This is a genomic window from Parvularcula marina, from assembly GCF_003399445.1.
GTDB lineage: Bacteria > Pseudomonadota > Alphaproteobacteria > Caulobacterales > Parvularculaceae > Parvularcula > Parvularcula marina.
The window spans coordinates 865,001-885,488 of sequence record NZ_QUQO01000001.1; the positions used below are offsets into that span (position 1 = coordinate 865,001).

Here is a 20,488-nt window from a genome sequence, read left to right on the forward strand (position 1 = left end):
CGACATCTCCGATCGAAAGCAGCCCCACCAGACGTCCCCCATCAACTATCGGCATGTGGCGGACGCGACGCTCCGTCATCTGACCAAGAAGCTCGTCAATTGTCGCATCAGGCCCGCAGGTAATCACCTTCTGGGTCATGACTTCAGAGACCTTGGTCTCTCGATGGCCCGTCGGCGCACCATTGAGTACGCGCACAACATCTCGTTCGGACAGGATACCGTCGATCGCCCCGCCTCCAGCAGAGACAAGGACGGCCCCGATATTCTTTTCCGCAAGAAGAGAGATCGCCTCGCCCAGCGTCGCATCGGGCGAAATGGTGATCACATCATGGCCTTTACCCTGGAGAACATCTTTTGCCCGCATGGCAACTCCTCCCATTTTCAGCCCGGAGCCTTCTCCGGGCCCCAAGAATTGGAGTTTGACCCGTTTCTGCGTGCCCATCAATGGCTTGGGTCAGCCAAGGTAACCAGAACGTGCCTTCCGAATCGCCACGTCAAAAAGCGGGAAGAGAAGGAGCCCGGTGAAATATCCGCCCAGATGGGCTTCCCAGGCAATATTATAGCCGCCCGCCCCTAGCCCGATGGCGGTGGCAAGGTTCATCAGAACAAATGCAAGCGTCACGACAATGATCGGCCGAGAGAAAATGGGCGCGAGTCTCGTGGGATCACGTTGCAGCTCGCGTGTCGGCACAACGAATCGCATGGCCGCCCCCATCATGCCGGAGATCGCGCCCGACGCGCCGATCACTGGATAAGGCGAGTCAGGCTGCACGAGATAATAGGCCAACACCCCACCCAGACCGCAGATCAGATAAAAGGTCAGGAAAAGCCCTGTGCGGAACGCCCTTTCACTTGGCGGGCCCCAATCCGTTCCCATCCGGCGCGCAACACCAGTGCCGAAGACAATCAGCCACATCATGTTGAAGACAATGTGGATGATGTCGGCATGCAGAAAGATGTGCCCAAAGATCGGCAGGGCGAGCCCGAAGGGATCTGCACCTGACTTCATCCCTGCGGTGAAAAGGGCCGGAAAGAATGCCAGCTGATCGAGAACAGGCATGATCCACCCAGCCGGCAGGAAGTTTTGCGCGAGGAAAATCAGCGAATTTATAAGGACAAGCGCTGTGATCACCCCGGGAGCGGAAATGATCGGCTCGCGGGCTGGCGGGCGCCCAAGCTGTGATTCGCGGCCCGTACTTTGGCCATGCCAGCGGATCTGATCGTTCATCTGTCTCACTTAGGGACAGCTCTGCCCCTTGCGAAGCCGCATCCCCGGTTCATTTGCCCCGACGATAGGAATTTTTTCACAGCCATACGCTACCACAACTTTCGAATGGGCGCTTGGAGAGGCGACACGATGACCGAAAACGGGAAAATTGGCGCGATTGCACAGGCGCCCCAACCCCGCGAGCAACGCCGACATATACGGCGTGAGGTACCGCTTGATGCCCAGTTCGTCCTGCCGGACGGCACTGAGGTTCAGGGCGAGATCGAGAATATCTCCGCTGGTGGTGCCCTCATCAAAGCCAAAGCCAATATCAAAGTCGGCGACAGGCTAGTGGTTCGCATTCGGCAGATTGGTCATTTCCCGGCTGTCGTGGCGCGCCGCGCTGATAATGATGTCGCTGTTGAGTTCAAGATTCGACGCGAACGCGCGGCCCGAATCGCCGACAAGCTGATCTGCCTCGTCAATGGCACGGAAAAAGATGCTGAGGATCGGGTCGAGCTGCGCGCAGCTGGGCAGTTCATCTCACACCTCCATTTTAAAGATGGCCGCTCAATGCAGTGCGAGGTCATCGATTTTTCGACATCGGGAGCCGCGGTGGCCGTCTCCCCGATGCCGGCTGTCGGGACGGAACTGCGTCTCGGCAAAACACCCGCTCGAGTCGTGCGCGCGGATGACGGGGTCGTTGGCCTCTCTTTTGCACGTATAGAAGAGAACACGAACGCAGAGGACACGAATGGCGCTCGCCCCGAGTAACTGGTGCATCAAAGTCGCTGAGAAGATTTACGGGCCGTATTCTGATCAGCAAATGGAAGCCTTCGCACAGGAAGGCCGGCTGTCGCCGCGTTCCAGCGTGTCGCCGGCTGGGGCTCAGACATGGCGTGAAGCTCATCAATATGAGGTGCTCGCCAGACTGTTCGACGGACAGCCCAAACAGGCACGCGCCTTTGGCAAAGCTGGAAATGATGACCAGCAAGGCACTCCCGAAGGCTCACCAGCCATGATGCTCCTCGTCTTTGATACCGTGGCCAGCACAGCAGGCCGGATCGAGAATCAGATCCGCGCGCTTGGTGATGCCTTCCGTCTGACAAGCAATGTTTGGTGCGTAACGACCGGCCAGTCTGCTGTCGGCGTGAAGAATGCCATCGTGCCGCATCTGTCGAGCCGGGAATATGTCTTTGTCGTCGATACCCATCGCGGCAAGACGACATGGCACAACATGACGCCGTCACTGCATTCGCACCTGACCCGCGCTTACGTGAAATCCTCCGCCGCCTAAGGTGAGTTGGCGGGGCTGACCGCCCCATGGTAACCGGGCCTCATGCCAAGTGATTCTGCGCGCACCGCTCCGGCGGTCAATGACGCCACTCCCCATATCCTGGTCGTCGACGATGATGACGGCATCCGCACCCTGCTCGCGCGCTATCTGCGCGAGAACGGCTTTCTCGCCTCAACGGCGGAGAATGCGGCCGCCGCCGACAAGGTAATGGAGGGGCTGATCTTTGATGCCCTCGTCGTCGACGTGATGATGCCCGGCGAGAACGGGCTCGACATGACGCGCCGCCTGCGTCGCCGGTCGAACATTCCCATCCTTGTGCTGACGGCAAGGGGCCAGCCTGAAGACCGCATCGAGGGGCTAGAGGCAGGGGCTGATGATTATCTCCCCAAACCGTTCGAGCCTCGCGAGCTTGTCTTGCGCCTCGAGCGGCTCCTGCAGCGCCGTGAGCACACGACGCGCGACGAGGCGTTGAGCTTTGGCGCAAATGTATTCCACCCCCGGCGCGGCGAGCTCAAACGAAACGGTGAGACGGTGAAACTCACTGGCGCCGAACTCTCCCTCCTCCGCACATTGTCAGCCAAACCCGGCGCGCCATTTGACCGGGCGACACTGGCAGAAGAGACCGGCAGCGGCTTTGACCGCTCAATCGACGTGCAGGTCACAAGGTTGCGCCGCAAGATCGAGGATGATCCGCGTACCCCCATCTACCTGCAGACCGTCCGCGGGGTCGGTTACATGCTGGTTGTCGACTAACGGCTGGCCATGCTCAAGCGCTTCGCCCCCAAAAGCCTTTTTGGCCGCACGATCCTGATCGTCGTCCTGCCGATCTTCCTGATGCAGTCGATCGTCACATGGGTCTTCTTTAACCGGCACTGGGAAGAAGTGACCGCGACGCTCGCCAAATCGACGGCCAGCGATGTCGGCTTCCTGACGGAGCAATGGCTGGAAAGGGACTCGCAGGACGAACAGGTCTCGCTCCTGACAAAGGCGCGTGAAGATCTTGAGATCACCATGACCTATGTGCCCACCGCGTCGATCCCGGAGGAAGACCAACGCTCCTTTTTCAATGCGCTCAACCGGGTGCTTGACCGTGAGCTCGACTGGTCGCTGGATCGTCCGTACTGGTATAATACGACCGGCTTCGACAATGAGGTCGAAATCCGCGTCCAGCTCGATGACGGCTATTTGCGCTATCGGGTCGACCGCTCGCGCGTCGTTGCACGTAACGGGCATTTCTTCGTCATGTGGCTGATCGGTGCGACCGGGCTTCTGGGCTATATCGCCCTTATCTTCCTGCGAAATCAGGTCCGCTCGATCACGAGGCTTGCAGCGGCGGCGGACGCCTTTGGGCGCGGTGAGGATGTCTCGGATTTCAAGCCATCGGGCGCACGAGAAGTCCGTCAGGCGGGCCATGCCTTCATTGCGATGCGGGCACGGATCAAGCGCTTCCTAGAGCAACGCACCGAAATGCTCGCCGGGGTCAGTCATGATCTCAAAACTCCCCTCACCCGGCTGAAACTCCATCTCGCCCTCGATCCCGACATGCCGGGTGCGGACAAGATGAAATCGGATTTGGGCGAAATGGAGCGTCTGCTCGAAGACTATCTGACCTTTGCCCGCGGTGAGGCAGAGGATCTTCGCGAGAAAGTCGATCTCGAAGTACTGGCCGATGAGCTGGGACAGAACGCAGCACGTCTGGGACGTACCCTGAAGGCAGATGTCGAGCCCGGTCTCAGCCTGATTGCACAGAAGAGCCAGCTGAGCCGCGCAATCTCGAACCTCGTCACCAATGGCTTTAAATTCGCTGATGAAGTGCGCTTCACGGCCGCCCGCAAGGGTGAGACAATTGAGATCGCTGTCGACGATGACGGCCCTGGCATTCCCGAGGAAGAACGCGAAGCGGCGGTCAAAGCCTTTAGCCGCCTCGACATTGCCCGCAATTCAAATATCTCGGGCTCCGGCCTTGGCCTTGCCATTGTGCGGGACATTGCCCGCGCCCATGGTGGCGCCTTGCGGCTGGAGTCATCCGACCTCGGCGGATTGCGGGCAGTGATCGCCCTGCCCGCCCCAACAAAGTCCTGAGAAGCAGAAGCTTAGTTCCAGGCTTCGAGCTGTCCCTCATCAGTCAGCACATAGACCGTGCCGCCCGCGATGACTGGCGGAATGATCGTCCCGCCACTGAGCTTGTAGGTGTTCGTCGTGTTGCCCGACTGCGGATTGACCTGAATCATCCGGCCCGACGAAGACGTCAGGATCAGGTGCCCACCCGCAAGGATCGGCCCCGACCAGCTGATCGCGCCTTTGCGCTTCTTGGCATTCTCATAGGCCGGAAGCTGCTCACGCCAGATCACCGCGCCGTCATTGCGTGACAGGGCAAGAAGATCGCCTTCAACCGAAATCAGATAAATGGCATCGCCTGCGACCCAGGGCGTATTCCGTGAGGAGACATTGACCTCCCACGCAACGCCGCCCGTCCGAGCATCAATGGCGGCAAGCTGGCCAGCGTGGCTGACGGCAAAGACACCGCCACGATCGATAACCGGGCTGCCGGCAATATCATTCAGTGTCGAGAGCGCATTGAGACGCGAAGAGCTTGAGATTGTTGCCGACCACAAAAGCCGGCCCGTACCATTGTCGAGCGCGACGACTTCACCAGAGGAGAATGGCGCAACGACGATGTCGGCCTGCACCGCGGGCGAACCCGACGAGAGAACCCGCGCGGATTCCTCAAAGCTCTCATATTTCCAGATTGTCTTGCCGGTCGCCTGATCGAGCGCGACGATCTGGTTATTCATCGTCACGATGTAGACTTTGCCGCCAACAGCCGTCGGTGGGTTCCGGACGGGGGCGGACAATTGGACTTCCCAGCGAACCTCGCCGGTGGTTGCATTCAGTGACGCTGCTTTGCCGAAGCCGTTGGCCATGTAGAGCCAGCCGGCATCATAGGCGACACCGCCGCCGAAGCCCATGCTGGCGGGATCAACGCGGCCGAATTGCCAGAATTTCTTGGCCTCTTCGCGCGTGTCAGGCGTCAGCACTGTCTGCCAGACACGAGAGCCGGACTGAACATCAAACGCCGTCACGCGGGCTTCCGGGTCGATCGTGAAGACCTTGTTCTCGGCGATCACAGGTGGGGTCGTCACCGGCGCGCGCTTGGCGGCGCGGCGGCTGGCATTGACCTTCCAGCTCCGGTCCAGCGTGTCGGGACCAGAGAGATGGTGCATCACATGGTCAGCCTCACCGCCCGGCTGGGTCCAGTTCGCATTGGCAAAAGCCGGCGGCACTTCGACCGAAGACAGCATGCCGATGAAACGGGGATCTGGTTGAAGCTCGTCTTCAATCGCGAGGACCGGTTTGCGGCCATCCTTGTTCTCGCCTTCCTCACCAGAGGCGACTTCGCCGTCATTACCCCGACCGACGAAGGGGATTGAGCTGCATCCGGCAGCTGTGAGGCCAAGCAACGCTACAAGTGAGAGAAAACGGATTTTACGATCTGCCATTAGATACTGCCCCGGCTGGTCTGGTTCCTGACGGCGGACGGTAGGTGCTCCCGCCGCGCCGCGCGACTTATAGTGCGGTAATCAGAGATTGTCGTCTCCGGCGGGCGTTTCTTCTTCCGCCCCCTCTTCTTCTGCCGGTGCGCTTAGCTCCTCGGACAGCCTGTCAGAGAAGGACTGGATGAACTCGGACGCTTCATCCGTCGGCAATTCCATAGAGACGCCGCGGCGCGCTGCATCTGCGACCGGCGCCAGAAAGCGTGCGCGCTGGATCGTCGCCGGCGAGGTTGTTGAAGGATCAGCGGTGCTGAGCCGAGAAAGCCCCTGATATGCAGCCTCGTAATCACCGGCTGAAAAATCAGCGAGTGCGATCACTTCGTCTGCAAGTGGCATCATCGGCTCGCTCGAGACCTCACCAGCCACAGACTTGGCGCGAGCTGGATCTGTATCGACGAGGAGCTGGGCCATTTTTAGCCGCGCCAGATCGCGCATCCGTGTTGGCAGGCTGCCATCTTTGGCAACTTCATCGAGCGCCGCGATGGCGTCATCGACGTTTCCTTCGCCTGCAAGGAACGCGGCGGCTCGCAAGCGGGCAAGCCCGGCATATCCGCCTGTACTTTCCCCAGCGACGGCCAGCATCGTTTGCGGAGCAGCTGTCTGATCGTCGAGCGATGCATCCACAGCGGTCTGATAAGCTTCAGAACGCGCAGCTTCTGCCCTCGCATCCGCGCCTTTTTTGAACTGGAGCCCGGCGACAGCGGCCACGACAAGCGCGGCGGCGCCGACCAGAACCGGCCCGTTTTTCTTGAAAAAGGCGACGGTCTGATCCTGTTTCAGCTCTTCGTCGACTTCGCGGAGGAGGATATCTTCTTCGTCGGCCATGTTGCCCTTTTACGGTCAATCGTTCGCTACTGACGGGGCCGAATGGCAGGGGCAGCAGGATTCGAACCCGCGACCCTCGGTTTTGGAGACCGATGCTCTACCAGCTGAGCTATACCCCTGGGTCAGTTCAGCCCCTCTAGGCGAACACATCGCCCGGATCAACGCGGAAAATCGACGTTAGTATGGGGGGTCAGCTGGCCTTACGGATACTGCTGATCGGCTTCTTGCTGGCGGAGACGAGCGCTGCGACAAGATCAGCCTGCTTGATGGGCTTTGATAGATAGCCCGTCATCCCCGCTTCAAAGAAGCGCTCTCGGTCGCCCGGCATGGCATGAGCCGTCAGGGCGATGACCGGTGTCTGCGGCCGCACGAGAGTTGTTTCATGCGTCCTGATCGCCTTGGTCGCGGCAACCCCGTCCATGACCGGCATCGAGACATCCATCAGGACGACATCAAAATCGCCAGCGGTATAGAGATCGACTGCTTCCTGACCGTTCTCGGCAAAGGTCAGATCGCAATGGCTGTCCTTCAGCATGGTCTCGATGACCATGCGGTTCACCTGATTGTCCTCAGCCACGAGGACCTGAAGGCGCTCACCGGTCAGGATCGCCGGACCTTTGATTTCCGTCGGTTCCGTCGGCATTGGAAGCTGGCTGACTTCACCTTCACGCACCGGCAGGCTGCTTGAGACAGCGCGCAAAAGCGTTGCCGAGCGGGCGGGTTTCGTGAGGAATGTCTTCACTCCGAGCGTACGCGCCCGGCGCGCCAGATCATCGCGGTCGACAGAGGACAGAATGATGATCGGGGTATGTTTGAGGGCTTCGGAGGCGCGGATCCGCGCCACAACATCTAGCCCATCCATTTCAGGCATCTGGAAGTCGAGAACGACGGCATCGAAGGGCCGCCCTTCCTCAGCTGCCTGCTCAAGATTTTTAAGAGCGCTCTCGCCACACTCGGCGATGACGTAATCCGCGCCCCAATGGCTGAACTGCTCGGCCATGATCGCGCGGTTCACTTCGAGATCATCAACCCCGAGAATGCGGCGCTGGCTGATCGACGCCTCAAGAACTTGCGTCACTGGCAGCGGTGTGACCGAGACCATGAGCGGCAGGCTGACATTGAACGTCGAGCCCTCACCTACTTTGGACGTGACGCTGATATCCCCGCCCATAGCGCAAGCCAGGCGCTTGGAGATGGCAAGGCCAAGCCCCGTTCCGCCGAAACGGCGCGTGGTCGATGACTCAGCTTGAGTGAACTCTTCGAAGATGCGGTCGAGATGCTTCTCCGGAATGCCAATCCCGGTATCGGTGACCGAAATCTCAGCAAAGAAGACACCATCTTTCCTAACGCCTGACACATCGATCAGGACATGACCGCTTTCAGTGAACTTGATCGCATTGCCGCACAGATTCGTGATGATCTGGCGTACACGGCCCATATCGCCGCTGACCATAGACGGGTGCGACGGCGGATAAGAGACGATCAGCTCAAGGCCCTTCTCGCGAGCCCGAGGGGCAAGGAGAGAAGCCACGTCGTCAATCATCGTCCGCAGGTCAAACGGCTGGTTGTCGAACTCCATCTTCCCGGCTTCGAATTTCGAGAAATCGAGAATGTCGTTGATCAGCGCAAGAAGCGCTGTCCCTGAACGTTCGATGGTGCTGACATATTCTGTCTGCCGTTCATCAAGCTGGGTCTGACCGAGAATCTCCGCCATGCCGAGCACACCGTTCATCGGCGTCCGGATTTCATGGCTCATATTGGCAAGGAATTCAGACTTCGCGACACTTGCGGATTCAGCGTCACGGCGAGCGCGGCCCAGCGGCTTAGCCAGTACACGGTCGACAACGAGGCCAAGCACGCAAACCATGAAGACGATCGCAAACAGGGTCGCGATCATCGCATACAAACGGAATTCGTGAACATGTGCGTAAGCGGCTGCCGGATCAATCGAGATCCCGACATACCAGTCAGCACCGGGCAGACCTTCGATCGGGCGGAAAGACAGGAAACGCTGCTTGCCCTCATACTGCACGGTTTGCAGATCACGGCTCACTTGCGCGTCATCACCGAATAGCTCGGTGACATTCTTGAAGATCTGCGCGTCCTCTGGGTGGGCAATAATCTTGCCGCTAGAATCAATGACAAAGAGGAAGCCCAGCCCGCCTAGCTCCTGGCTGGCGAGAAGCTTTTTCAGCTCACCGACAAGATAGTCTGTCCCGACAACAGCTGCGAGTTCGCCTTCTTTATAGATCGGCACGGCGACTGAATAATTCAGCTCACCGACAACCGGCGTATAAGGAGCGGTCAGGACCACCCCGCCCTCTTGGACGGCCGCCTTGTACCAGGGGCGTGTGCGAGGGTCGAAATTTTCAAGCTCGACATGCGGCCAGACGCGGAACGCGCCTGTCGCGGCATCAGCGACATAACGGTATGTCACGAGCTCGGCGAGGGCATCACTTTCAAAAACGGCGAACGGATCATCCGTCTCCATTTCATGTTCGAAGACTTCGGCGGCGGTGATTGTTGCGGCGATACGCTCCTGCAGCCAGTTGCCGACGCCCCAGGCAGTCAGCTCGCCGAAACCGTTGACCGATTCATCGATCCGGTCTTCGGCGGCAATGTGCTGCTTGCGATCAATAGTAAGGACAAAGACAGAGAATACGAGGACGACAACGAAGGCAGCGGCGGCAACCGTCTGACCCAAGAGTAAGCCCGTATTCGGCGCCTGTTTATTAGCGTGCCGATCAGTATTCATCGAGGCGGCACCCCTTCCCAAGCCTGTCCGCAACCGCCCCTTTAGGCGAGCCTCGTTAACATCCGGAAAATTCTCACCCTTAAATTGTGTGAACCACAGTAAACCAGCCGCCGTCTTGCGGCGCTTCCCGCGCGGGAGTAGCCCCGGAAGAAAAAGCCCGGGAGACTTCATGTCAGACGCATTCTACGCCCGCATTGATGAGACGATCGAAGAGATCAAAGCCGATGGCCTCTATAAGAAAGAGCGCCTGATCGAAGGCACGCAGGCCGGCGAGATCACGGTCGGCGGCCGCAAAGTGCTGAATTTCTGTGCCAATAACTATCTCGGCCTCGCCGATCACCCCGAACTCGCCAAGGCTGCCGCTGCAACGATGCAGAGCCATGGCTTTGGCATGGCGTCGGTCCGCTTTATCTGCGGCACGCAGGATATTCACCGCGCACTTGAGCATGAGATCGCCGAATGGCTCGGCTATGAAGATGCGATCACCTTTGCCGCCTGTTTCGATGCCAATGGCGGGGTTTTCGAGCCCCTCCTCGGCGCCGAAGATGCAATCATCTCTGATGCCCTCAATCACGCCTCGATCATTGACGGGGTCCGGCTCTGCAAAGCGCAGCGCTATCGCTATGCCAATAATGACATGGACGACCTTGAGACCCAGCTCAAAGCCGCCGATGCGGCGGGCGCCCGGACAAAGCTCGTCGTCACCGACGGCGTCTTCTCGATGGACGGTTATATCTGCGATCTGGACAAGCTCTGCGAGGTCGCCAAACGGTATGATGCCCTCGTCATGGTCGATGATTGTCACTCGACGGGCTTTCTCGGCACGGGCGGACGCGGCACGCCTTCGCATAAAGGCGTCGAGGACAAGGTCGACATCCTGACCGGCACGCTGGGCAAGGCCCTCGGTGGCGGCATGGGCGGCTATATCTGCGCAAAGCAGAATGTCATCGACCTCCTGCGCCAGCGCGCCCGGCCCTATCTTTTCTCAAACGCCCTCACCCCGGCGCTGGTTGGCGCCTCACGCCGCGCGCTCAAACTCGTTCAGGACGGGGATGACCGGCGCGAACGTCTCTTTGCCAATGCCGCGCTCTTCCGCTCACGAATGGCCGATGCCGGCTTTGATCTTCTTCCCGGTGAGCACCCGATCATCCCGGTCATGCTCTATGATGCGCCCAAAGCGCAGGACATGGCAGCCAAGCTGATGGAGGAAGGGGTCTATGTCACCGGGTTCTTCTATCCGGTGGTGCCCAAGGGCAAAGCGCGCATCCGCACACAGATGTCCGCGGCGCATACGGAAGATCAGGTCAACAAATGCGTCGATGCCTTCATCAAGGTCGGCCGCGACCTCGGCGTCATTTAGGGAGCACTGCCCATGTCATTCAGCATCTATCTTCACTTCCCCGGCACCTGTGAGGAAGCGCTCACCCATTATGCAAAGCTGATGGATGGCGAGAAGGGCGAGGTTTTCCGTTATCGCGGCTCCCCGGCAGAAGAAATGGCACCGGGCGGCAATCTCGACCTTGTCATGCATATGCGCATCACGGTCGGCGGCACGATCCTGATGGGCTCGGATATCTCGCCGGAGCGTTATGATAAGCCCGCCGGCGTGAATGTCTCTTATGCCAGCGCGGATCCCGAACAGGCGAAACGCGTCTTTGACGGCCTCAGCGAAGGCGGTGAGGTCACCATGCCCTTTGAGCCGACATTCTGGGCCAAGGGGTTCGGCATGGTCACCGACCGGTTCGGCGTTCCCTGGATGGTCAATTGCGACTAGAATTCACCGCATACGAAAGAAAGCCCTCACCATGAAAGCGCTCGTTAAGGCAAAGTCCGAAGAAGGCATCTGGATGGAAGACGTCGAGACCCCCTCGATCGGTCCCAATGATGTCCTCGTGAAGGTCCGGCGCACCGCCATCTGCGGCACGGATATCCATATTTATAACTGGGACGACTGGGCCCAGTCGACGATCCCCGTCCCGATGACGGTCGGCCATGAATTCATGGGCGAGATTGTCGAGCTGGGCTCCGAGGTAAAGGGTCTTTCCATCGGCGACCGTGTGTCTGCCGAAGGGCATGTGACATGCGGGCACTGCCGGAACTGCCGGGCAGGCAAGCGGCATCTCTGCCGCAATACGGTCGGCATCGGGGTGAACCGCCCTGGCGCCTTTGCCGAGTTCATCTCCGTTCCTGCCCTGAACATCTATAAGCTGCCAGAGGCGGTGACCGATGATCTGGGTGCTGTCCTCGACCCCTTCGGCAATGCGGTGCACACTGCTCTTGCCTATGACCTTGTCGGCGAAGATGTCCTGATCACAGGCGCGGGCCCCATCGGCGCCATGGCGGCAGCGGTCGCCAAATTCGTTGGGGCCCGGAATGTCGTCATCACCGACGTCAATGATTTCCGGCTTGAGCTGGCTGAGACCATGGGCGCGACCCGCACGGTCAATGTCACGAAAGAAAAGCTCCGTGATGTGATGGAAGAGATCGGCATGACCGAGGGCTTTGACGTGGGCCTAGAGATGTCCGGTGTAAAAGCCGGCTTTGCCGACATGCTCGACTGCATGAACCATGGCGGCAAGATCGCCCTTCTTGGCATCCTGCCGGATGGCGCCGGGATCGACTGGTCGAAAGTCATCTTCAAGGGCCTCGACCTGAAAGGCATTTACGGCCGCCGAATGTTCGAGACCTGGTACAAGATGGGTGCCCTTCTTCAGTCCGGGCTCAATCTCGACCCGATCATCACCCACCGCCTGCCGGTGTCGGAGTTCCAGAAAGGCTTTGACACGATGCGGTCAGGCCAGTCCGGCAAGGTCGTCCTCGACTGGGACGCATAGGCCGGGGGAACAACATGGTAGAGAAGAATTCAGCCCACGGCCTTTTTGTCTCTATGGGCATGGGCCTTACCCTCGCGCTTGGTGGGCTCACAGGCGGTGCCGCCGCGCAGGATCTCTTCATCGAGAATGCACTGCTCGTCAAATCGCCGGGCGAGACGCCCGAGCTGACCACTATTCTCATTCGAGACGGCCAGATCGCCGATCTTGGCAGCGAGCCGCCCCGCAATCGCATCGACTATATTGATGCCGAAGGACGGCTGGTCACAGCTGGCCTCTGGAATTCGCATGTCCATTTCACCACCCCTGCACTCGCAGAGACCCCACAAGCGGTGATGACGGACATGCTCCTGCGCTACGGATTTACCTCCGTCGTCGATACGGGTTCTGATCTCAGCCAGACCCTTTCCCTCCGGGAGCGGATCGAAAATGGTGAGCTTGTAGGCCCGCGCATCCTCACCGCGAATGGCAGTTTTGTCGCGCCTGGCGGCTCGCCCGCCTATCTCGAATTCAGACTGCCAGAGCTTGCCACCCCCGAAGCCGCCCGCGCCGCCATCAATGCCGTTCTTGATGCGGGAGCGGATCATATCAAAATCATGTCGGGCTCGTTCCTTTCCCCGACCAACACAGCGCATATGGACGAGGAAGTCATCTGCGCCGCCGCCGAGACGACGCATGAGCGCGAGCGGCTGATCTTCTCTCATCCACAAAGTCGTATGGGCCTGACCCGCGCGGTCGATTGCGAGGTCGATGTCATCGTGCACACCGTTCCCTCTGACGGCCCGTTAGGTGAAGATCTCATCGTACAGATGCGGGCACAGGACACGGTCCTGATCCCGACCCTGAAACTGTGGCGGTTCGAGCTTGGTCGCGCGCAGGTGCCAGAATTCGTGATCAAGCAATATGAGACGACCAGCATCGGGCAGCTCAAAGAATATCACGAGGCGGGCGGCAAAATCGCCTTCGGCACGGATACGGGCTATATGAGTGATTACGATCCGGAAGCTGAATATGAGCTGATGGCAAAAGCCGGGCTCGAATTCGATGACCTCCTCGTCACCCTGACCACCATGCCGGCGGAGAAATTCGGCGGGCAGAGCGGCACAGTCGAGATCGGCGGCCCGGCGGACCTAGTCATCTATGACGGCAATCCGGTCGAGACGCCGGGCGATTTCGCCCATGTCGCCTTCACGATCCGGCAGGGCGCCATCGTCTTTGACGCAGAAAGTTCTGCTCCCTGAAGAATAGCCGCCATCCTTCGAGTCCACTGGCAGGCAGGCTTGCCTGCCAGTCCTCAGGATGAGGCCGTCTCGAAGGGCGATGACGAACTCGCCCTACATCCCGTAGAAGAACTCTTCTTTGACGATCTTGCCGTTCTCGACCGTGTAGATACCGAGTTCACGCGCCTGCATCCGTTCGCCGGATTCCTTGTTCGTCACATCCATGCCGAAGATCACGCCAAACTGATCTTCACCATAAAAGAATGGCCCTTCAGCGGTCGACGAATGAATGTCATGCGCGCCGTACCACCATTCGTGTTTGCCCTTGATGCCGTCGATCCCCTTGGTCTCCCGGCCCATGCCGCCCATATCGGCCGCTTCGACCGACACCGCATTGGGATCATAGAGCTCATCGAGCCCCTTCTGCTCCTGTCCGGTCTTGCAATACTCAACGAGCTTGCCCGCAACTGATGTCAGTTGATCTGGAAACATGTTTCTCTCCTTTGCCTCTGGAAAAGCTTCCGCGGAGGAGAACATAACGTGAAAATTTATCGCTATCCAGTAAAAAGATCAGCTGAGCAGCACATCGCGCGCTTCATTGACTTTGGCCGCCAGATAGGTCGAGCCGCCACCATCGGGATGGGCTTTCGCGATCAGCCGGCGATGCGCGCCGCGGATCTCTTCCTCATCGGCGCCCACTGAAAGACCGAGCACTTTGAGCGCTTCATCCCGGCTCATCCCGCCGGTTGGCGCAGGGGATGTACGGCGACGACCTTCGGCCTTGTAGTAAGGCTCGTCCTCGATGTCCTGGAACCCCTCGCCAGTCATTTTCGCCTTCAACCAGCCAATCCCGTAGAGGGTCGCGCCGATCAGGAGCACGCCGCCGCCGACCGGTTTGAGGCCAAAGGCAGCTATCGCGATAGCGAGCGCCACAAAGGCGACGATCTGCGCCAGCCGACGGTCCGCAGGCGAGCGCGTACCGCCCGGCAGGGCAAAGGCCGCCGCAGCGACGGCAACGATAAGGAACAGCCATCCCATGAGGGGCGCTTTACGCGGCTTCGGCCTCGCGCGCCATGGCCGGCAGGTTCATCGCGGCAAGGAAGCCGCGCAGCTCGTTGCGAGCGGCAAGGTGGCTCATCGAGCCAAATTTCCGCGGTGCCCCGCGCGTGCCAAGATCGAGCAGAGTCATTCCGCTGGTGAAAAGCTCGCGATAAATCACCCGCTCACCGAACCCTTTTGAGGTACGGAACTGGATGCGTTTGGAGAGCTCGGTAATCCGCTCACCGACCGCCGCCTTGTTCAAAGAGCGGGTCGCGGACATCCGGTTACGGACGACCAGCCAGTCAATGCCGCCATGAAGACCGGCCGACGCGCGGTGCTGGCGCGCTGACCAGACGACTTCGGCATAAAGGCTCGGCCCCTTGATCTTGCCCGTTTCGGGATCGATCTGGGCCAGCATGTCGTAATCAATGAAGCTGTCATTCAACGGAGTCACGATCGTGTCGGCATGCATATGCGCAAGGCGTGACAGATGCGTGTCCGCACCGGGGGTGTCGATCACGAGGAAATCGCAGTTGGCGAATTCCAGCAGGGTCCGGCCAAATTCCTCCGTCTCCTGCTTTTTCGCCGTATAGCGACTGTCATGCTGGTTGCCCTGAATGGGCAGGAAGACCGGCATCGGCAGTTCAGCGGTGGACAGCTCGTTCAGCACGCCCCATTTCGCGCGGTTCTCAAGATAGCGCCACAGACTCTTCTGCCGCAGATCGAGATCAAGGCAGCCGACTTTCTTGCCGGATTTCAGCAACGCCACAATAAGATGCATGGCCACGGTTGTCTTACCGGAGCCACCCTTCTCATTACCAACAACGATGACATGGGTCATGGGAGCAATCCCTGGCTGGGGGTCATAAAAGCGGTGCGCCCTCATATGGCATGACGCGGCAATACTGGTCCTGATAGGAAAGTTCGTCGCACACGGATTGGGCAGCATCTGAATTCGGGAACGGCCCGGCCAGCAGGCGGACAAATTCGCCTTGCTCGGGGATCGATACATGCGCGCCCCGCGGGGTCAGCGATGAGAGCATGTCACCATAGCGCGCTGCATAGATATCCCAGCCGACCCGCGCCTTGTCTTCTTCGCGATAGGAAGCGAGGTGGACCGCATAGGCGCCCGTTGCAGCAGCAGGCACCGCCCGGCGCTCCGGCATCGGCTCCGGTTTGCTGGCCGTCGTCGCGGATGTCGTCATGCCGCGCATCTGGGCGGCATCAGCAGCGGCAAGAACAGCAGGCACTGCTTTCGCTTCGCTACGGGCAGGTGAAGCCATGAATTTTTCATCCGGCGTGCCGCGCGGCGCACGGTTCTCAGTGATCACGATCGGATCGAGGGACGAGATACCTGCTTGCGTATCGTAATAATTGCTCTGCATCTGCGGTGCGGCAGGGACAATCGGATTGCCCTCCGCATCAAGATCAGCAGGCACGGGCGGCGGCGCGAGCGCGGCCTGGCGCAGCTCGGGCGGCAGGCGGGACGGCGCGACGACCTCCATCTGGCGGGGTTTTTCTCCCCCAACACCGGAGACACATGCCGAGAGCAGGCCTGCACAAATCAAAAATACGAATCGCTGTTTCATCGCCGCCGACCGTTAACCTTTTTCGTTAAGACTTCTTTACGCGAGCCCATGGGCCTAGGGGGGAGTTATGAACACCCACACCCAACCACCAATCGCCCGCCACACCCGCTCCCTTGCCGCGATTCTGGGGGAGTTTCGCAAGCATAAAGAGCGAATCGCCTTTGTGCCCACCATGGGGGCGTTACATCGCGGCCACCTCTCCCTTGTCGAGGTCGCCAAGGCCCATGCCGAGCGCGTGGTAGTAAGCATTTTCGTGAACCCGAAGCAGTTCGCACCGACCGAGGATCTGGACACCTATCCCCGCACAGAGCTTGCCGATGTCGAAGCACTGTCAAAGGCCGGGGTCGATGCGATCTACATGCCCGATGCGGGCGATATGTATCCTGAGGGCTACCAGACCACTGTGACCGTCCCGGAAGTAGCAAAGCCGCTAGATGGCGCCTCGCGGGGGCCCGGTTATTTTGCCGGCATCGCGACAGTCGTTCTCAAACTCTTCAATCAAGTCCGGCCCGATGCGGCGGTCTTTGGCGAGAAAGACTACCAGCAGCTTCTGGTCATCCGGCGGATGGTGCGGGATCTCAATCTCGATATCGACATCATCGGCGCGCCGATCATCCGCGAATCGGACGGCCTCGCCATGTCCTCGCGCAATCAGTATCTCTCCGATGAAGAACGCAACATTGCGGGCTGGCTCTCAAACGTCATGCGCGACACGACCGCTCTCCTGCGCACAGGCGCCGATCCTGAAGCTGCCCTTGCCAAGGGGATTGAGGGGCTGAAGTCAGGCGGGCTCGCCCCGGTCGATTATTTCGAGCTGCGCCGCGATCCGACGCTGGAGCTGGTCACCTCGCCCGTTGCGCCAGAGGACTGGGCAACAGTCCGGCTTTTTGCCGCCGTGATGCTGGGGCGCACACGGTTGATCGACAATATGGCAGTCTCAGAGTGATCCTCCGCCCGCGGCGGATGGATCAGGGTCACCAACACCCAGCTTAAGATCATCAATAAGAGCCATGAGCCGAATTTGCCGATCGGCACCGGCTCCCACCCATCCTGCTGGTTGGGATAAAGCCAGCTGCCGGTAAGTGTACCGATATTCTCGGCAAGGAAGATGAACCCCGCCACCAGCACAAAACCGAGCAGCAGCGGCATCCGATGCCGCCAGCGCCAGACCCGGTAATGTACGACCGTGGGCGCAAAAATCACCGCCGCGCCGAGGAACAGCGCGTTCCTGATGTCCGGGCCAAAATGATGCCCGAAGAAATTCAGATAGATGAGAACAGCAAGCCCCACCGTCCATCGCCGACGCGGATAGTTCGTGAACCGCATGTCAAAGACCCGGAAGACCCGCGCGAGATACGATCCCACCGCCGCATACATGAAGCCCGAGAACAGCGGCACCCCGCCAATCCGCAGCAAATTCGCTTCAGGATAAACCCAGGAGCCATGCGCGGTCTTGAAGACCTCCATCCCGGTGCCGACGAGATGGAAGACTAGAATAACCATCGCCTCCCTTGGCCGCTCAAACCGCGTGATGAGAAAAATGATCTGAAGGCTGAGCGCATAGAGGAACAGGAAGTCATACCGCGCCACCGGCATGGTCTCGGGCCAGGCGATACCGGTGAGAAGGAGGGCCATGACCATGAGGCCGCCGAAAAGGCACGCCCAGGCCTGCTTGATCCCGAAGACGAGAAACTCCGCTCCGGCGGTCACGACAGGCTGGGGGGCAAACCGCGCCGCCCACCTCTCTCCTGAAGGCAGCAGCGTGGACAGGACCTGATCGACACGGCTCACTTGGATGATCCTCCCTCTCGCCCCACATCTTTTGAATGAGGATGTCGGCATTGTGGCGGCGCGAAGGCGCCGTTAAGATAATTTCGGCAGGGAGAGTATCGATGCACGGGATGACGAAACCTTACCGCAGGACCCCTTTCTGGGTCGCGCTGGCGCTTCTCGGGCTTATCCTCTTCACCTTGCAGGGTATTTTCGGCGCGATCGCGCAGAATGACGCCCAGTCACGCGGCACGATCCTGACGCTCGACGGCCCCGTGACCCCTGCTTCTGCTGACTACCTTGTGCGCGAGATCGGCGCGGCGTCCTCGCGCGACGAGGAACTGGTGATCATGGAGATCGACACGCCGGGCGGGCTTGTCACCTCGATGAAGGACATCATTCAGGCGATCCTCGCCTCCGACACGCCCGTCGTCACATATGTCAGCCCGCAGGGCGCGCAATCGGCCAGCGCCGGGCTCTACATCATGTATTCGGCGCATGTCTCAGCCATGGCGCCCGCGACCAATACAGGCTCGGCGACCCCGATCGAGATTGGCGGGTCTGGGGGCGGCGAAAGCCCGTTCGAGGAACCGGCAGTCCCCTCCTCTGATCCGGATGAGGACGAGGCGAACGGTTTTGGTGAGGAGAGCGAACCCTCAAGCCAGCCAGTCGATATTTCCAATGAGGCTTCCCTGCGCGGTAAGATTATCGAGGATTCGGTCGCCTATATTCGGTCGTTGGCCGAGCTGCGCGGCCGCAATGCCGACTGGGCCGAAAAGGCCGTGCGCCCCCCTTCGGCGAGCGTCACCGCCAATGAAGCGCTGGAGCTGGGCGTCATCGACATTGTCGCGGAGGATCTCGAAGACCTGCTCGTCCAACTCGATGGCCGCACCGTCATGGTCGCCTCCGGCGAGACGACGATCTCAACGGGCGATGTCGTCCTGACCCGAGTTGAGCCGACCCTGTTCGAGCGTATCCTCGGCTTTCTTGCGGACCCCAATGTCGCGGCGATCCTCCTCACCCTTGGGACCACCGGCATCATTGCCGAGCTGTGGAACCCGGGCTCGATCCTGCCCGGCACGGTCGGGATCGTTTGTCTCCTTCTTGCCCTCGCGGCGTTCCGGGTACTGCCCTATGACGGGCTGTTCCTCGCACTGATGGGCGTTGGCGCTTTCCTCGTCTTCATCGAGTTCTTTACCCCGACCTTCGGTCTCGCCGGTGCCACCGGGATAGGGCTTTTCACGGTCGGGCTGTGGTTCCTCTTCCCGGGCGAGTTCCGCGTCGCCCCCGCCGTTTTGATCGGCACGGTCGGCTCTGCCGCCGTGGTCCTCGGCCTCTCAATCTTCGCGCTGGCAGGCTCGCGCAGCCATGGTCCTCTGATCGGACAGGAAGCGATCCGTAAACGCACAGGCCGTGTTGACGAATGGGATCCAAAGACCGGCGAAGGTCATGTCATCGTCGATGGCGAACGCTGGCGCGCCAGGTCGAAAGACCCCCTCAAGGAAGGCGATGCCATCAAGGTGCAGGACGTCGACGGCATCGTCCTTGTCGTGAAGAAAAACAGCGCCAGCCAGAATGGCGTCTCCAGATTCATGCCCCGTCGCGGGCAACCTGAAACCAATTGACCTTAGAGGTATCCCATGATCCCAGTTGATCTCATCTCCATCACTATCCCGCTTCTGATATTCGCGTTCTTTGTTCTGACGAATATCTTCAAGATCCTGAAGGAATATGAGCGGGGCGTCGTCTTCACCCTCGGCCGTGTCGGCCGCAAAGCCTCTGGGCCGGGCCTCATCATCCTGATCCCGATGCTCCAGCAGCTCCGCAAGGTTGATATGCGGACCCTCGTCGCCGACGTGCCGCCGCAGGATGTGATCTCGCGCGACAACGTCTCGGTGAACGTCAACGCTGTCATCTATTACCGCGTGATCGATGCGGTCCGCGCCGTCGTGCAAGTCGAGAACTATCAGGAAGCCACGAGCCAACTTGCGCAGACCACGCTTCGCTCCGTGCTCGGCAAACATGACCTTGATGAGATGCTGCAGGAACGCGACCAGCTCAACAAGGATATCCAGCATATCCTCGATGAGCAGACCGAAGCCTGGGGTATCAAGGTCGCCAATGTCGAGATCAAGCGCGTCGATGTCGACTCTAGCATGATCCGCGCGATTGCCCGTCAGGCCGAGGCCGAGCGTGAACGGCGCGCCAAGGTCATCCTTGCAGAAGGTGAACTTCAGGCGGCGGACAAACTCCGCGAAGCCGCCGATGTGCTGGCCAGCTCCCCCTCCTCCATGCAGCTGCGTTACCTCAACACGCTGCAGGAAATCGCATCGGACAAGACGAACACCATCGTCTTCCCCTTCTCACCAGAAGATATCGCGAAGATGCTGGGCCGCTAA

Annotated in this window: 20 protein-coding genes, 1 tRNA gene and 1 pseudogene (1 of these 22 only partly in view); 11 read left to right on the plus strand and 11 right to left on the minus strand. The window is 59.9% G+C overall.

Going from position 1 to position 20,488, the window contains the following annotated elements; all coding sequences use genetic code 11:
• Nucleotides 1–364, minus strand: the 5' portion of a protein-coding gene (locus DX908_RS03960; RefSeq protein WP_116391142.1) for a CBS domain-containing protein. The gene continues 68 nt to the left of window position 1, outside the view; the window shows 364 of its 432 coding nt (coding positions 1–364); its start codon is at nucleotides 362–364; its stop codon lies beyond the left edge, outside the window.
• Between the two features lie 90 nt (nucleotides 365–454).
• A complete protein-coding gene (locus DX908_RS03965; RefSeq protein WP_116391143.1) occupies nucleotides 455–1,228 on the minus strand; it encodes a rhomboid family intramembrane serine protease in 774 nt (257 codons plus the stop codon).
• A gap of 129 nt (nucleotides 1,229–1,357) precedes the next feature.
• On the opposite strand from DX908_RS03965, the gene DX908_RS03970 reads away from it, so the two are divergent.
• From DX908_RS03970 to DX908_RS03985, 4 genes are read left to right on the plus strand one after another with little or no spacing between them, the layout of a single operon-like run.
• Nucleotides 1,358–1,981: a PilZ domain-containing protein gene (locus tag DX908_RS03970; RefSeq protein WP_158548462.1), complete on the plus strand. Its 624-nt coding sequence runs from the start codon at nucleotides 1,358–1,360 to the stop codon at nucleotides 1,979–1,981.
• A complete protein-coding gene (locus DX908_RS03975; protein WP_116391144.1) occupies nucleotides 1,962–2,504 on the plus strand; it encodes a GYF domain-containing protein in 543 nt (180 codons plus the stop codon). The genes DX908_RS03970 and DX908_RS03975 overlap by 20 nt, the downstream gene beginning before the upstream one ends.
• Nucleotides 2,505–2,546: 42 nt before the next feature.
• Complete coding sequence (locus DX908_RS03980) at nucleotides 2,547–3,257, plus strand: response regulator (RefSeq protein WP_116391145.1); 711 nt, start codon at nucleotides 2,547–2,549, stop codon at nucleotides 3,255–3,257.
• Between the two features lie 9 nt (nucleotides 3,258–3,266).
• Entirely contained in the window at nucleotides 3,267–4,586 is a 1,320-nt protein-coding gene (locus DX908_RS03985) for an ATP-binding protein (protein WP_116391146.1), read from the plus strand.
• 11 nt (nucleotides 4,587–4,597) lie between these two features.
• On the opposite strand, the gene DX908_RS03990 is transcribed toward DX908_RS03985, so the two are convergent.
• From DX908_RS03990 to DX908_RS04005, 4 genes are all read right to left on the minus strand, one after another.
• The gene (locus tag DX908_RS03990; protein ID WP_116391147.1) at nucleotides 4,598–6,004 is read right to left on the minus strand and encodes an outer membrane protein assembly factor BamB family protein; all 1,407 of its coding nucleotides are present in this window, start codon (nucleotides 6,002–6,004) and stop codon (nucleotides 4,598–4,600) included.
• An 81-nt stretch (nucleotides 6,005–6,085) separates the two neighbouring features.
• Nucleotides 6,086–6,883, minus strand: coding sequence for a tetratricopeptide repeat protein (locus DX908_RS03995; RefSeq protein ID WP_116391148.1), 798 nt, complete (start codon nucleotides 6,881–6,883; stop codon nucleotides 6,086–6,088).
• Nucleotides 6,884–6,926: 43 nt separating this feature from the next.
• A tRNA-Trp gene (locus DX908_RS04000) sits at nucleotides 6,927–7,002 on the minus strand.
• A 71-nt stretch (nucleotides 7,003–7,073) separates the two neighbouring features.
• Nucleotides 7,074–9,638 (minus strand): hybrid sensor histidine kinase/response regulator, encoded by a 2,565-nt coding sequence (locus tag DX908_RS04005; RefSeq protein ID WP_158548464.1) that lies wholly within the window; start codon nucleotides 9,636–9,638, stop codon nucleotides 7,074–7,076.
• 169 nt (nucleotides 9,639–9,807) lie between these two features.
• On the opposite strand from DX908_RS04005, the gene DX908_RS04010 reads away from it, so the two are divergent.
• Genes DX908_RS04010 through DX908_RS04025 form a run of 4 tightly spaced genes read left to right on the plus strand, consistent with a single transcriptional unit; the run spans nucleotide 9,808 to nucleotide 13,710 of the window.
• The gene (locus DX908_RS04010; protein ID WP_116391150.1) at nucleotides 9,808–10,998 is read left to right on the plus strand and encodes a glycine C-acetyltransferase; all 1,191 of its coding nucleotides are present in this window, start codon (nucleotides 9,808–9,810) and stop codon (nucleotides 10,996–10,998) included.
• 12 nt (nucleotides 10,999–11,010) lie between these two features.
• Entirely contained in the window at nucleotides 11,011–11,412 is a 402-nt protein-coding gene (locus tag DX908_RS04015) for a VOC family protein (RefSeq protein ID WP_116391151.1), read from the plus strand.
• Between the two features lie 31 nt (nucleotides 11,413–11,443).
• On the plus strand, nucleotides 11,444–12,472 hold the full coding sequence (tdh, locus tag DX908_RS04020; RefSeq protein WP_116391152.1) for an L-threonine 3-dehydrogenase: 1,029 nt from the start codon (nucleotides 11,444–11,446) through the stop codon (nucleotides 12,470–12,472).
• A 14-nt stretch (nucleotides 12,473–12,486) separates the two neighbouring features.
• The gene (locus tag DX908_RS04025; protein ID WP_116391153.1) at nucleotides 12,487–13,710 is read left to right on the plus strand and encodes an amidohydrolase family protein; all 1,224 of its coding nucleotides are present in this window, start codon (nucleotides 12,487–12,489) and stop codon (nucleotides 13,708–13,710) included.
• A 93-nt stretch (nucleotides 13,711–13,803) separates the two neighbouring features.
• Here the strand turns inward: DX908_RS04025 and DX908_RS04030 are convergent, their stop codons facing one another.
• From DX908_RS04030 to DX908_RS04045, 4 genes are all read right to left on the minus strand, one after another.
• Nucleotides 13,804–14,181 (minus strand): nuclear transport factor 2 family protein, encoded by a 378-nt coding sequence (locus tag DX908_RS04030; protein WP_116391154.1) that lies wholly within the window; start codon nucleotides 14,179–14,181, stop codon nucleotides 13,804–13,806.
• Nucleotides 14,182–14,259: 78 nt separating this feature from the next.
• Nucleotides 14,260–14,727 (minus strand): J domain-containing protein, encoded by a 468-nt coding sequence (locus DX908_RS04035; protein ID WP_116391155.1) that lies wholly within the window; start codon nucleotides 14,725–14,727, stop codon nucleotides 14,260–14,262.
• Nucleotides 14,728–14,737: 10 nt separating this feature from the next.
• On the minus strand, nucleotides 14,738–15,571 hold the full coding sequence (locus tag DX908_RS04040) for a division plane positioning ATPase MipZ (RefSeq protein ID WP_116392977.1): 834 nt from the start codon (nucleotides 15,569–15,571) through the stop codon (nucleotides 14,738–14,740).
• 22 nt (nucleotides 15,572–15,593) lie between these two features.
• Nucleotides 15,594–16,235 carry an SPOR domain-containing protein gene (locus tag DX908_RS04045; protein ID WP_158548465.1) on the minus strand — a complete coding sequence of 214 codons (642 nt, stop codon included), beginning with the start codon at nucleotides 16,233–16,235 and terminating at the stop codon, nucleotides 15,594–15,596.
• Nucleotides 16,236–16,386: 151 nt separating this feature from the next.
• Here DX908_RS04045 and panC point away from each other — a divergent pair, with 151 nt between their 5' ends.
• Nucleotides 16,387–17,265: a pantoate--beta-alanine ligase gene (gene panC, locus DX908_RS04050; RefSeq protein ID WP_116391157.1), complete on the plus strand. Its 879-nt coding sequence runs from the start codon at nucleotides 16,387–16,389 to the stop codon at nucleotides 17,263–17,265.
• Here panC and DX908_RS16555 read toward each other — a convergent pair.
• Nucleotides 17,265–18,110 (minus strand): annotated as a pseudogene (locus tag DX908_RS16555) (DUF817 domain-containing protein); the annotation flags it as partial. The gene panC and the pseudogene DX908_RS16555 sit on opposite strands and share 1 nt — an antisense overlap.
• A 110-nt stretch (nucleotides 18,111–18,220) precedes the next feature.
• Here DX908_RS16555 and DX908_RS04060 point away from each other — a divergent pair.
• The gene (locus DX908_RS04060) at nucleotides 18,221–19,714 is read left to right on the plus strand and encodes an NfeD family protein (protein ID WP_158548467.1); all 1,494 of its coding nucleotides are present in this window, start codon (nucleotides 18,221–18,223) and stop codon (nucleotides 19,712–19,714) included.
• Nucleotides 19,715–19,729: 15 nt separating this feature from the next.
• Complete coding sequence (locus tag DX908_RS04065; protein ID WP_116391159.1) at nucleotides 19,730–20,488, plus strand: slipin family protein; 759 nt, start codon at nucleotides 19,730–19,732, stop codon at nucleotides 20,486–20,488.

What these genes read in the sequence shown, in the direction of transcription:
- DX908_RS03965 (WP_116391143.1), bottom strand. Translation starts at nt 1,228, where the DNA reads ATGAACGATCAGATCCGCTGGCATGGCCAAAGTACGGGCCGCGAATCA.
- DX908_RS03970 (WP_158548462.1), top strand. Translation starts at nt 1,358, where the DNA reads ATGACCGAAAACGGGAAAATTGGCGCGATTGCACAGGCGCCCCAACCC.
- DX908_RS03975 (WP_116391144.1), top strand. Translation starts at nt 1,962, where the DNA reads ATGGCGCTCGCCCCGAGTAACTGGTGCATCAAAGTCGCTGAGAAGATT.
- DX908_RS03980 (WP_116391145.1), top strand. Translation starts at nt 2,547, where the DNA reads ATGCCAAGTGATTCTGCGCGCACCGCTCCGGCGGTCAATGACGCCACT.
- DX908_RS03985 (WP_116391146.1), top strand. Translation starts at nt 3,267, where the DNA reads ATGCTCAAGCGCTTCGCCCCCAAAAGCCTTTTTGGCCGCACGATCCTG.
- DX908_RS03990 (WP_116391147.1), bottom strand. Translation starts at nt 6,004, where the DNA reads ATGGCAGATCGTAAAATCCGTTTTCTCTCACTTGTAGCGTTGCTTGGC.
- DX908_RS03995 (WP_116391148.1), bottom strand. Translation starts at nt 6,883, where the DNA reads ATGGCCGACGAAGAAGATATCCTCCTCCGCGAAGTCGACGAAGAGCTG.
- DX908_RS04005 (WP_158548464.1), bottom strand. Translation starts at nt 9,638, where the DNA reads ATGAATACTGATCGGCACGCTAATAAACAGGCGCCGAATACGGGCTTA.
- DX908_RS04010 (WP_116391150.1), top strand. Translation starts at nt 9,808, where the DNA reads ATGTCAGACGCATTCTACGCCCGCATTGATGAGACGATCGAAGAGATC.
- DX908_RS04015 (WP_116391151.1), top strand. Translation starts at nt 11,011, where the DNA reads ATGTCATTCAGCATCTATCTTCACTTCCCCGGCACCTGTGAGGAAGCG.
- tdh (WP_116391152.1), top strand. Translation starts at nt 11,444, where the DNA reads ATGAAAGCGCTCGTTAAGGCAAAGTCCGAAGAAGGCATCTGGATGGAA.
- DX908_RS04025 (WP_116391153.1), top strand. Translation starts at nt 12,487, where the DNA reads ATGGTAGAGAAGAATTCAGCCCACGGCCTTTTTGTCTCTATGGGCATG.
- DX908_RS04030 (WP_116391154.1), bottom strand. Translation starts at nt 14,181, where the DNA reads ATGTTTCCAGATCAACTGACATCAGTTGCGGGCAAGCTCGTTGAGTAT.
- DX908_RS04035 (WP_116391155.1), bottom strand. Translation starts at nt 14,727, where the DNA reads ATGGGATGGCTGTTCCTTATCGTTGCCGTCGCTGCGGCGGCCTTTGCC.
- DX908_RS04040 (WP_116392977.1), bottom strand. Translation starts at nt 15,571, where the DNA reads ATGACCCATGTCATCGTTGTTGGTAATGAGAAGGGTGGCTCCGGTAAG.
- DX908_RS04045 (WP_158548465.1), bottom strand. Translation starts at nt 16,235, where the DNA reads ATGGAGGTCGTCGCGCCGTCCCGCCTGCCGCCCGAGCTGCGCCAGGCC.
- panC (WP_116391157.1), top strand. Translation starts at nt 16,387, where the DNA reads ATGAACACCCACACCCAACCACCAATCGCCCGCCACACCCGCTCCCTT.
- DX908_RS04060 (WP_158548467.1), top strand. Translation starts at nt 18,221, where the DNA reads ATGACGAAACCTTACCGCAGGACCCCTTTCTGGGTCGCGCTGGCGCTT.
- DX908_RS04065 (WP_116391159.1), top strand. Translation starts at nt 19,730, where the DNA reads ATGATCCCAGTTGATCTCATCTCCATCACTATCCCGCTTCTGATATTC.